Annotated in this window: 12 protein-coding genes and 1 tRNA gene; 6 read left to right on the top strand and 7 right to left on the bottom strand. The window is 62.9% G+C overall.

Annotated features, from left to right (window positions below):
* Positions 1-12: 12 nt before the first annotated feature.
* A tRNA-Met gene (locus ABT23_RS13965) sits at positions 13-89 on the bottom strand.
* A 276-nt stretch (positions 90-365) separates the two neighbouring features.
* Between ABT23_RS13965 and ABT23_RS13960 the strand changes: the two genes are divergently transcribed.
* From ABT23_RS13960 to ABT23_RS13945, 4 genes are all read left to right on the top strand, one after another.
* Positions 366-1553 (top strand): iron-containing alcohol dehydrogenase, encoded by a 1188-nt coding sequence (locus ABT23_RS13960; RefSeq protein WP_296636566.1) that lies wholly within the window; start codon positions 366-368, stop codon positions 1551-1553.
* Between the two features lie 64 nt (positions 1554-1617).
* On the top strand, positions 1618-2190 hold the full coding sequence (locus ABT23_RS13955) for a LemA family protein (RefSeq protein ID WP_296636563.1): 573 nt from the start codon (positions 1618-1620) through the stop codon (positions 2188-2190).
* A complete protein-coding gene (locus ABT23_RS13950; RefSeq protein WP_296636561.1) occupies positions 2190-3098 on the top strand; it encodes a hypothetical protein in 909 nt (302 codons plus the stop codon). Before ABT23_RS13955 ends, ABT23_RS13950 begins: the two co-directional genes overlap by 1 nt.
* 52 nt (positions 3099-3150) lie before the next feature.
* Entirely contained in the window at positions 3151-3426 is a 276-nt protein-coding gene (locus ABT23_RS13945) for a hypothetical protein (protein ID WP_296636558.1), read from the top strand.
* Here ABT23_RS13945 and ABT23_RS13940 read toward each other — a convergent pair.
* Entirely contained in the window at positions 3408-3857 is a 450-nt protein-coding gene (locus ABT23_RS13940; protein WP_296636555.1) for a hypothetical protein, read from the bottom strand. The two genes, ABT23_RS13945 and ABT23_RS13940, sit on opposite strands and share 19 nt — an antisense overlap.
* Positions 3858-5318 (bottom strand): 2Fe-2S iron-sulfur cluster-binding protein, encoded by a 1461-nt coding sequence (locus ABT23_RS13935; RefSeq protein WP_296636551.1) that lies wholly within the window; start codon positions 5316-5318, stop codon positions 3858-3860.
* Between the two features lie 103 nt (positions 5319-5421).
* On the opposite strand from ABT23_RS13935, the gene recJ reads away from it, so the two are divergent.
* Positions 5422-7116 (top strand): single-stranded-DNA-specific exonuclease RecJ, encoded by a 1695-nt coding sequence (recJ, locus tag ABT23_RS13930; RefSeq protein ID WP_296636548.1) that lies wholly within the window; start codon positions 5422-5424, stop codon positions 7114-7116.
* Between the two features lie 29 nt (positions 7117-7145).
* Positions 7146-7745: a rhomboid family intramembrane serine protease gene (locus ABT23_RS13925; RefSeq protein ID WP_296636546.1), complete on the top strand. Its 600-nt coding sequence runs from the start codon at positions 7146-7148 to the stop codon at positions 7743-7745.
* 15 nt (positions 7746-7760) lie between these two features.
* On the opposite strand, the gene galE is transcribed toward ABT23_RS13925, so the two are convergent.
* The 4 genes from galE to ABT23_RS13905 form a co-directional block, all read right to left on the bottom strand.
* Complete coding sequence (gene galE / locus ABT23_RS13920) at positions 7761-8771, bottom strand: UDP-glucose 4-epimerase GalE (RefSeq protein WP_296636543.1); 1011 nt, start codon at positions 8769-8771, stop codon at positions 7761-7763.
* Positions 8772-8787: 16 nt separating this feature from the next.
* On the bottom strand, positions 8788-9711 hold the full coding sequence (gene rfbD / locus ABT23_RS13915) for a dTDP-4-dehydrorhamnose reductase (RefSeq protein WP_296636542.1): 924 nt from the start codon (positions 9709-9711) through the stop codon (positions 8788-8790).
* Positions 9708-10250: a dTDP-4-dehydrorhamnose 3,5-epimerase gene (gene rfbC / locus ABT23_RS13910; RefSeq protein ID WP_296636539.1), complete on the bottom strand. Its 543-nt coding sequence runs from the start codon at positions 10248-10250 to the stop codon at positions 9708-9710. Before rfbC ends, rfbD begins: the two co-directional genes overlap by 4 nt.
* Positions 10251-10319: 69 nt before the next feature.
* Positions 10320-10652: sugar phosphate nucleotidyltransferase (locus ABT23_RS13905; RefSeq protein WP_296636537.1), on the bottom strand; the 333-nt coding region annotated here is incomplete at its 5' end.

Here is a 10652-nt window from a genome sequence, read left to right as displayed (position 1 = left end):
TTATTTTCGAAATGGTTGCGGGGGCAGGATTTGAACCTACGACCTTCGGGTTATGAGCCCGACGAGCTGCCAGACTGCTCCACCCCGCGCCTGTCGCAAATGAAACCGCGTCAATCGAGAAGCGGAACTATAGCAAAGCGTGTTTAGCCCCGTCAACACTTGCGGGCTTTATGGCAAAGCCCATTAAGCGCCATTGGCAACATTTCCAATGTTTTCAATCGACTGAATGGACCCTGCCACTGCAGGCACAGATGGCGATAACGGCCGACAGCGCGAAACAGCCGGAAACCATGCACACTTATTGTGCAGACAATGTGTCGGCAAACTCGCTACCATTTGGCGTCCCGTCGATAGAAAGTCCGCTTGTGCATATTTCCGCTTTTTCCCTGTCGCGCCTGCCGCGCATCGAGTTCGGCCCCGGCGTGCTCGGCAAGTTGCCGGCAATTGCCCGCACCTACGGCACGCGTGCTTTGCTGGTGACTGGCGCGAATTCGCTGAGAAATTCGCCATTCTGGACAAGCGTGACGGACGGGCTGAAGGCACAGGGGGTTTCATGGTTGCATCTGGCCATTCCGGGCGAACCGTCTCCGCAGATGGTGGATGAGGCCGTGCTCGCCTTGCGCCCGGCATCCATTGACGTGGTCATCGGCTTCGGTGGCGGCAGCGCGCTGGATGCAGCCAAAGCGATTGCCGGTCTGCTCATACCCGGCAACTCGGTGATGGACCACCTGGAAGGCGTGGGGCCCGAACTCGCGTACGTCGGTCCGGCCACCCCGTTCATTGCCGTACCGACCACCGCTGGCACCGGCTCGGAGGCGACCAAGAACGCCGTATTAAGCGTGCAGGGCGCGGATGGCTTCAAGAAATCCTTCCGCGACGAAAAACTGGTGGCCGAAGTTGCACTGGTCGATCCCGATCTCCTCGCCACCTGCCCTGCCTCAGTGATCGCGGCGAACGGGATGGATGCCTTCACCCAGCTGCTGGAGTCCTACGTTTCCTGCCGCGCCGCCCCCTTGACCGATTCACTCGCCTGGGGTGGCATGAAGGCCGCCCGCGACGGCCTGCTGGCCATGTATGCCGATGCCGGCGATGCGGCGGCGCGCAATCGCATGGCCTACGCGGCGCTGGTATCGGGCATCACACTGGCGCAGGTCGGGCTCGGCTCGGTGCACGGGCTGGCCGCACCATTGGGGGCATTCTTCCCGATTCCGCACGGCGTCGCGTGCGGCACGCTGGTGGCGCAGGCCACGCGCGTCAATATCGAGGCATTGCAAGCGCGCGAAGCGGATCACCCGGCGCTGGAAAAATACGCACAAGTGGGGCGCCTGCTGAGCAAGCAGGGCCAACTGAACCAGACTGCGTCGCACGCCGCCCTGATCGATACGCTCGACGCCTGGACACGCGCACTTGAGCTTCCAACTCTGGCACAGTACGGTGTGACGCACGCCGATATCCCGCGCATCGTGGCCAACAGCCGCGGTAGCAGCATGAAAACCAATCCGATTGCACTCACCGACGCTGAAATCGCGGGCATTCTCACCGCACGCATCTGACGCCCGCTCAAGTTAAACGGCTGTCGTCCGCTATTTCTGCGACCTCATCATCTGGAACGCAACCATGCCCGGCCTCCTGCTTTTCTTCATCGTGCTCGCACTTCCGGCCGTCTATGGCGTGTTCATCTTCAACCAGCTTGTCACGCTGAAGCATAACGTCGGCAAGGCCTGGTCGAATATCGACATCCTGCTCAAGCAGCGCCATGACGAGCTGCCGAAGCTGGTCGAAACCTGCAAGCAATACATGCAGTTCGAACAGGAGACGCTTGAAAAAGTGATGCACGCGCGCAGCCAGGTCGCGAGCGCCCGGGAATCGCAGAACATCCCCGCGCTGGGGCAGGCCGAAGGCGCATTGCGCGTGGGCCTTGGCAATCTGTTCGCGGTTGCCGAGGCCTATCCCGAACTGAAGACCAACGAAACCTTCCTGCATCTGCAAGCGCGCATTACCGGGCTGGAAAACGCGATTGCCGACCGTCGCGAGTTCTACAACGATTCGGTCAACGTCAATAACGTGCGGGTGGAGCAGTTTCCCGACACCCTCGTGGCGCGTCTGTTCGCCTTCCGTCTGTTTCCGCTGTTACGCTTCGCTGCCGAGGAAAAGAAAGACGTTGACCTGAAGCAGCTCTTCGACCGCTGATGCTCCCGGTGCGCTGGACGGCCGAATGGCAGCACGACTACACCAATTTCGCGCTGGGCGGCGGCAATCTGGCCATTCTGCTGCTCGGCTTCCAGCTGCATTCCCATCTAGGCTGGCAAATCAGTTTTGCGTTGGTCGGGCTGACCAGTTTCTGGGCGTGGTTTGCCAATCTCAAGCGCTATCGCACCGTGGCAGATACGCCGACCTCGCGCATCGCCTCGGCGCCGCAAGGCTACATCGAACTCGTCGGGCGCGGCAGCCAGCCGCCGGGCGACAACCTGATCAGCCCAGTCAACGGCCTGCCCTGCCTGTGGTACCGCTACCGCATCGAGCGCAAGAACGGTGACCGCTGGGAATACGTCGAATCCGGAATATCGCATGACACGTTCGGCGTGGACGACGGCAGCGGCAGCGTACTGGTCGATCCTGACGGCGCGGAAATTCTGACTTCGCGCAAACAGGTCGCGACCTCAGGCGGTTATCGCAAAACAGAATGGACGCTGATCGAAGGCGACACCATTTACGTGATCGGCGACCACGTGACCTTGGGCGGTCCCAATGCCGTGCTCGACAAGAAGGCCGATCTCGCTACGCTGCTGACCGAATGGAAGGTCGACAAGACTGCACTCCTGACACGTTTCGACGCCGACCGCGACGGCGAAATCAGTCTTGACGAGTGGGAGCACGCGCGCCAGGCCGCATCCGACGAAGTCGACCTCGCTCATCTCGATATCCGCCTGAAAGACGGCATCCATCTTGTGCGCAAGCCGTCGCATGGCCGCCCCTTCCTGATCGCCAACCGCGAAGTCACCGCGCTGGTGCGGCATTTTCGGCTATGGAGCTGGTTGCACTTGGCGCTGACGATGGCCGCCCTGATCGGCTTGACGCTGCTCGGGCGCATAGCCTGACGCTTGCCCTGCCCGGCTTCCCGCCCTATAGTCAAGGCACGGAGGACGCATCATGAAACCTGCCATACCCGAGACCCCTGCTGAATACGACCACACCCGCATCATCGAGCGGCCGGATGGATGCTATTGGATCGATGCCATGACCGGCGAGGAATACGGTCCCTTTGCCAGTCTGATGGAAGCCGTACAGGACATGGAGTACAACGCCGACAGCGACTACGAGCCTGGCGAAACGGTGGAAGAGGCCGAAGAGGAGATCGGAATTTCCGACTGGATCGACCCCGACACCGGCGACCCTGGCGAAGCATCTCACCGCCCCGTCGACTGATCTCCGGCCAGGCGGGATCGCCTGGATACCTCCTGGCCTGCGACTTCTGCCATCCGTGCCTCGCGCTCGAACAAATTGTCGCAATAGGGATTGCCGCCGCGTAACCACGCAAGCAACCCGGCCAGCGGATACAGCATCAACAGAAAAACACCCCAGCGTTCAAATTGCCTGACATGCGCACGCTCGTGCATGCGCGTCGCGGCCAGGACGCTCGATGACACGCCCAGAACGACGTGTCCCAGCGTGATTGCCGCAACCGGCCCGCTGAACGGAAAGCCGCGTCGCAATACCCATGCCGGCCAGCCGCCAGCAGCTTCCAGCACACCTTCCACCTGCCGTACAGCACCTCCGCTCCCCCGTGCAGCGAGCGCGGCCAGCACGCCCAACAAGGTAACCGGCAACGCCCACAGATAGCGCAGGGAGCGGCACATTCAGGTATCCATCACCCCCGCGAACCAGCGTGCTTCATGCAAGCCTTCCGCCACGAAATGCCGGCGCGCCTGCTCGAGCTGCGTTGCGGTTCCAGCTGCATATACGTCGAAGCGATGCAGATCCGGGTAATCCATCACGATGCTTTGCAGCGCGGCCTCCAGGTCATCGGTCTGCGCATGCGGCAGGTAATTGAAATTGTCCAGCGCATCGGTCCAGGCGCGGCACAGGTTGTCCTGATAATGCCCGGCCTCATCGGCCAGCCAGTGCAAGTCCATCGACTCGGCCAGTTCCAGCGACATGGCATGCTGGATCAGGCTTTTGATCGGCGCGAAGCCCGCGCCGAAAGCGAGGAAAATCACCGGACGCGGCGAGTCCTCATCCAGCACGAATTCGCCGAAAGGGCCTTCCACCTTCACCACGTCATTGGCCTTCAAGCTGCCGAACACGCTCTCGACAAACGCATCGTCCGCCCGGCGCGGAATCTGGATCTCGATGTGGCGATCCTCGCACGGGCAACTGGCAATGGCGTAGCGCCCTTTCACCCCGTCGATCGACACGTCGACGCTCTGGCCGCCGAGATAACGCAGGCGCTGGCTGCGCGGCGCGAGAATATGCAGCGCGGCCATGTGCGGGTTGAACACCTCGATCGACTTCACCTTGGCGGTCAGCTGCTGCACCGGAATATCGCGCGCGCCTGCCACGTTGGCTTCGATCACCACGTCGTTGACCGGCGCATAGGCGCACAGCAGGACCACCCCGGCTTCTTTTTCGGCTTCTTTCAGGACATAGTCGTGCGCATGGACTTTCGTCACCTCGCCCGACAGCACGCGCGCCTTGCAGTCGCCGCAATTGCCGTTGCTGCAGCCGTAATTCAGCGACACGCCATTGCGCAACGCGGCTTCCAGCAGAGTGTCGTTGCCCTCCACGTAGAATTCGTGGCCGCTGGGCTGGATGGTCACATGGGCTGACATGATTTTGAATATCCTTTCCTGCGCAATCGTCGCCTGCGCCTGTACTGCATCCGGCGGAACCTCGGTCAGATTGCGCAGCAGAAATGCGCGCACGGTAAGCAAGGCATGGCGCGTTTCCGCGCTTTGGTCTTCTTCGATTTCGTCGATCTTCTCGTCGAGCCAGGTCATCACGTTGCCGTAATGCAGCAGCAAGGCCTTGGCTGCCGCATAGTCGTTGCCCAGCGCGTTCAGGCGCGCCACCAGCACGTCCTTGTCGGGCAGCGCACGCTCCAGTACCCGCTTGGCGAACGCCTTGTCCTTGATTTCCTGAACCCGGCGAAACTCGGCATCGTCGTCCCACTTCACATCCGGGAACACGCGCAGCAATTCGTCGAGCTCGACCATGCCGTCAAAAGTTGCCAGTACACCGCCACGGATCATTTCCTGCAGCGCATGACGCGGCTGGCCGACCAGCTTGGCCACACGGGAAAGCGGAAGTAAATGGCTCATGGCACGATGGTACTCCGTGTCCGCGGCGGACAGAATCGGCACTTCACCAGATTCTGAATCCCTGATTCGCTCGTTCCGCCCCGTCTGCCAATACAATTCCGTCATGCCGTCCATCACTATCCGCCCCTGCCCCGCCGACGCCCGCGCCGCCCTCGAGCAGGCCGGGCTCGCCCCCGCCTGGGCGCGGCTGTATGCCGCCCGCGGCGTCAACCATCCAGACGAAATCACCCACCGCCTGCCGCAGCTGCTGCCGCCCGCCGGCCTGCTGCACATCGACCGCGCCGCCGCGCTGCTGGCCGACGCCATTCGCGACAACAAACGCCTGCTCATCATCGCCGACTACGACGCCGACGGCGCCACGGCCTGCGCGGTCGGCGTGCGCGGCCTGCGCCTGCTCGGCGCGCAGGTCGATTTCATCGTGCCCAACCGGCTCGAACACGGCTACGGCCTCACGCCCGACATCGTGACGCTCGCCGCCGCACGACAACCCGATCTGCTGGTCACGGTGGACAACGGCATCGCTGCGGTCGACGGCGTGGCGGCGGCGAACGCGCTCGGCATCCCCGTGCTGGTCACCGACCACCACCTGCCCGGCGACGCGCTGCCGGACGCCGCCTGCATCGTCAACCCCAACCAGCCAGGCTGCAGCTTCGGCTCGAAGAATCTGGCAGGCGTCGGGGTGATGTTCTACGTGCTGCTGGCCCTGCGCGCCGAACTGCGGCAACGAGGCGCCTATGCCAACACGCCCGAACCCGATCTGCGCGCCCTGCTCGACCTCGTCGCGCTCGGCACGGTCGCCGACGTGGTGAAGCTCGACGCCAACAACCGCACCCTGGTCGCCCAGGGGCTGGTGCGTATGCGCGCGGGCAAGGCCTGCGCCGGCATCAACGCGCTGTTCCGCGCCGCCGGGCGCGAGCCTGCCCGCGCCACCGTGTTCGACCTCGGCTTCATGCTCGGTCCGCGATTGAACGCCGCCGGCCGCATCGACGACATGGCGCTCGGCATCGAATGCCTGCTGGCCGACGACCCCGCCATTGCGCAGCGACTGGCGCAACAGCTCGACACGCTCAACCGCGCACGGCGCGACGTCGAGGCCGATATGCTGGAGGAGGCGCTTGCCATCCTCGCCACCTTCAACCCGACCGACAGCCACAGCCTCACCGCATATCAGCCCGGCTGGCATGTCGGCGTGATCGGCATCCTGGCGTCGCGCCTGAAGGACAAATTCCACCGCCCCACCCTCGTCTTCGCCCGCAGCGAGACAGGGGAACTCAAGGGTTCCGGCCGCTCCATCCCCGGCCTGCATTTGCGCGATGCGCTCGACCTGATCGACAAGCGCCACCCTGGCCTGATCGTCAAGTTCGGCGGCCACGCCATGGCCGCCGGGCTCAGCATTCCCGCCGGGCGCCATGCGGAGTTCAGCACAGCATTCGAGGCCGTGGTGCGTGAACTGATCGACCCTGCAGATCTCGATGGCAGAATCGAAACCGACGGCGAACTGGACCTCGCCGAGCACCGCTACGAACTCGCCGAGCAGTTCGACCATGCGGTCTGGGGACAGGGTTTTCCCGCACCGCTGTTCACCGCCACCTTCGATGTCGTGGCACAGCGCGTCGTCGGTGAAAAGCACCTGAAACTCAAGCTGGCACGCGGGGAGACCTCGTTCGATGCCATGCGGTTCTTCCAGGCCGACCCGCTGCCCAATCGCATCCGTGCCGTGTATGCGCTGATGCCGAACGAATTCAATGGGCAGCAGTCATTGCAACTCAAGCTGCAGCACTGGGAGCCCGCAGGCTGATTTCCCTGCCATCTGACACGCCAACCGCCATGCCGCCGATCACACTCATCCTCATCCTGCTGAATGTTCTCGTCTACGTACTCGAACTCGTCACCGGGCCCGAGATCATCCGCATCTTCGCCCTGTGGCCGCCGGGCTCGGACGGTACGTTCCATCTGTGGCAATTGGTCACCTACAGCTTCCTGCACGGCTCGCTTACCCATCTTGGATTCAACATGTTCGCTGTGTGGATGTTCGGCGCCGAACTGGAAAGGCGCTGGAACGACCTGCGCTACCTGTTGACCTATCTGCTCAGCGTCGTGGTGGCCGCGATGACGCAGATCGCCGTCTCCGGCTATTTCCTACACAGCAGCAGCCCCGTCATCGGCGCCTCCGGCGGCGTGTTCGGCCTCCTGCTGGCCTATGCGCTGTATTTTCCCCGCAGTGTCGTCAGCATCATTTTCCTGCCTTTCATCCGCATCCCGGCCCGCCTCTTCGTGCTCGGCTATGGAGTCGTCGAGCTTGTCCTCGGCCTCACCAGCACCGATGCGGGCGTCGCCCATTTCGCCCACCTCGGCGGGCTGTTCGGCGGCTGGCTGGGGGTACAGTATTTCCGCGGGCGTGGGCTGTTCGGCAAACGCCGGAGCTAGCAAGCTCCGCACAATTCAGGCATAGCCCTCGGGATTGCCGGCCTGCCAGCGCCAGGCGTCGGCACACATGCGCGGCAGATCATATTCGGCCCGCCAGCCCAGCTCGCGCGCTGCGCGGGCCGGATCGGCCCAGCATTGCGCCACGTCTCCGGCACGACGCGCCACGATCCGGTACGGCACCGGCTTGCCGCTGGCTGCCTCGAACGCACGCACCATGTCGAGCACGCTCACCCCGCGCCCGGTGCCCAGATTCCAGGTCTGCACGCCGCCCAGTTGCAGCAATTTGTTCAGCGCCGCCACATGCCCGCGCGCCAGATCGACCACATGGATATAGTCGCGCACGCCGGTGCCGTCCGGCGTCGGATAGTCGCCGCCGAACACATTGAGATGCGGGCGCCTGCCTACCGCCACCTGTGCCACATAGGGCATCAGGTTGTTGGGGATGCCGCGCGGGTCCTCGCCGATCAGTCCTGATTCGTGCGCGCCCACGGGGTTGAAATAGCGCAGCAGCGCAATGTTCCAGGCTGGATCGGCCAAGGCGATATCGCGCAGCATCTCCTCGATGAACAGTTTGGAACGGCCATAGGGATTGGTCGCCGACAGCGGAAAATCCTCGGTGATCGGCACCGTCGCCGGATCGCCGTACACCGTGGCGGACGACGAGAACACCACCGCCTTCACGCCGGCCGCCGCCATTTCCTCGAACAGCGCGATGCTGCCGGCGATGTTGTTGTCGTAATACAGGAGCGGTTTTTCCACCGACTCGCCCACCGCTTTCAGCCCGGCGAAATGCACCACCGCATCGATCGCGTGATCCGCGAACAGTCTACGCAACGCCGTCCGGTCGCGAATGTCGCCCTGTACGAATGTCACCAGTCGGCCGACAATCTGCGCCACCCGTTCCAGCGATTTCACGCTGCTGTTCGACAGATTGTCGAACACCGTCACCTCATGCCCTGCCGCCAAACACTCCACTGCAGTATGCGAACCGATATAGCCCGCACCGCCGGTCAATAACACTTTCACATGCGTCTCCTCCGTATTACTTACCGTCTGTCTCCAGGCATAGCGCCAGCGCCGCGCGCCAATCCTGCAGTCGTATACCGAACGTCTGTTCAAGCTTGTCGTTGTTCAGGCGCGAATTGAGCGGGCGTTTTGCCGGGGTCGGGTAATCGCTGCTCGGGATCGGAACCAGCCGGCCCGGCACCCAGGTCTCGTCGAATTCATCGAGCGACTGGATCGCCTCTGCGAAGCCGTGCCATGAAGTTTCGCCGGCATTCGCCATGTGATAGACGCCCCAAGGCTCGGCTTGATTCGCGGCTGACATGGGCGCGGCGACCTGACTCAAGACCAAGGCCGTCGCTTCGGCCAAGTCGCGGCACCAGGTCGGCGCCCCGATCTGGTCGGCGACGATCTTCAGCTCCGGCCGCTCCCGCATCAAGCGGCGCATGGTCAGCAGGAAATTGCTGCCGCGCGCGCCGTACACCCAGGACGTGCGGAAAATCAGATGACGACAGCCGGCGGCCTGGATGGCGCGCTCGCCTGCCAGCTTGCTTGCGCCATACACATTGAGCGGATCGCAGGCAGCGTCCTCTTTCCAGGGGGTGCTGCCGCTGCCGTTGAACACATAGTCGGTAGAGTAATGCACCAGCAGCGCGCCAAGCCGGCCCGCTTCCTCGGCGAGGACGCCGGGTGCCGCCGCGTTGACTGTACGCGCCAGCTCCGGCTCGCTCTCGGCCTTGTCCACCGCGGTATAAGCAGCCGGGTTGACGATGATGCCCGGCGCAATGTCACGTACCGTCCGGCGCACCGCATCGGCATCGGCCAGATTCATGGCCCGCGAATCCAGTGCGACCACCTCGCCCAGGCTGCCGAGCGTACGCCGCAGCTCCCAGCCGACCTGACCACGAGCCCCTGTCAGGAGAATGCGGGGAGCGGGGAGCGGGGAGCGGGGAACAGTCGTCATGCGTAGACCTCCGCATCCTTGAGCAAGGGTTGAACCTGGTCCTTGGCGGATAGCACGGGTGTTCCTTCGAGCGGCCATGCCACCCCGATCTGCGGATCGTCCCAGCGGATGCCGCGATCCCATTGCGGGGCGTAGTAGGTGGTGGTCTTGTAGAGGAAATCGGCGCTATCGGACAACACCAGGAAACCATGTGCGAACCCGGGCGGAATCCACATCATGCGCTGGTTCTCAGCCGAAAGCTCGTAGCCGACCCATTGTCCGAAATGCGGCGAGGATTTGCGCAGATCCACCGCCACGTCGAAGACCGAGCCACTCACCACGCGTACCAGTTTTCCCTGCGGCTCGTTGACCTGGTAATGCAATCCGCGCAATACGCCCCTGGCCGAGCGCGAATGGTTGTCCTGCACAAAATCCGCTTCGAGGCCGCATTTCGCAAACGTCTGCTTGTTCCAGCTTTCCAGGAAGAAGCCACGCGCGTCGCCGAATACCTTGGGTTCAAGGATAAGGACGCCGGGGAGAGGGGTTTCGATGATATTCATTTTGGTGGGCAGTGAGCGGGGGGTGGGACTCGGTTTCGGCTTGCTGCCCACCATTCCCAACTCACCGTCTCAGAAAACCCGTTCATTCAGCATATTCAACAAATATTGCCCATAGGCATTCTTCTTTAATGGTTCAGCAAGCTTCGCCACCTGCTCCGCCGTAATGTATCCCTGACGATAGGCAATCTCTTCGGGGCAGGCGATCTTCAAACCCTGCCGCTTCTCGATCGTCTCGATGAACAGCGAGGCCTCCAACATCGATTCATGGGTACCCGTGTCCAGCCAGGCATGGCCGCGGCCCATGATCGACACATTAAGCTCGCCCGATTCGAGGTAGCGCCGGTTGATATCGGTGATCTCCAGTTCACCCCGTGCTGACGGTTTCAGATTACGGGCCATGTC

It is taken from the genome of Thiobacillus sp. SCN 63-57 (assembly GCF_001725555.1).
In the GTDB taxonomy this organism is placed as follows: domain Bacteria; phylum Pseudomonadota; class Gammaproteobacteria; order Burkholderiales; family Thiobacillaceae; genus Thiobacillus.
This window is presented reverse-complemented; position numbering and strand designations above follow the sequence as displayed.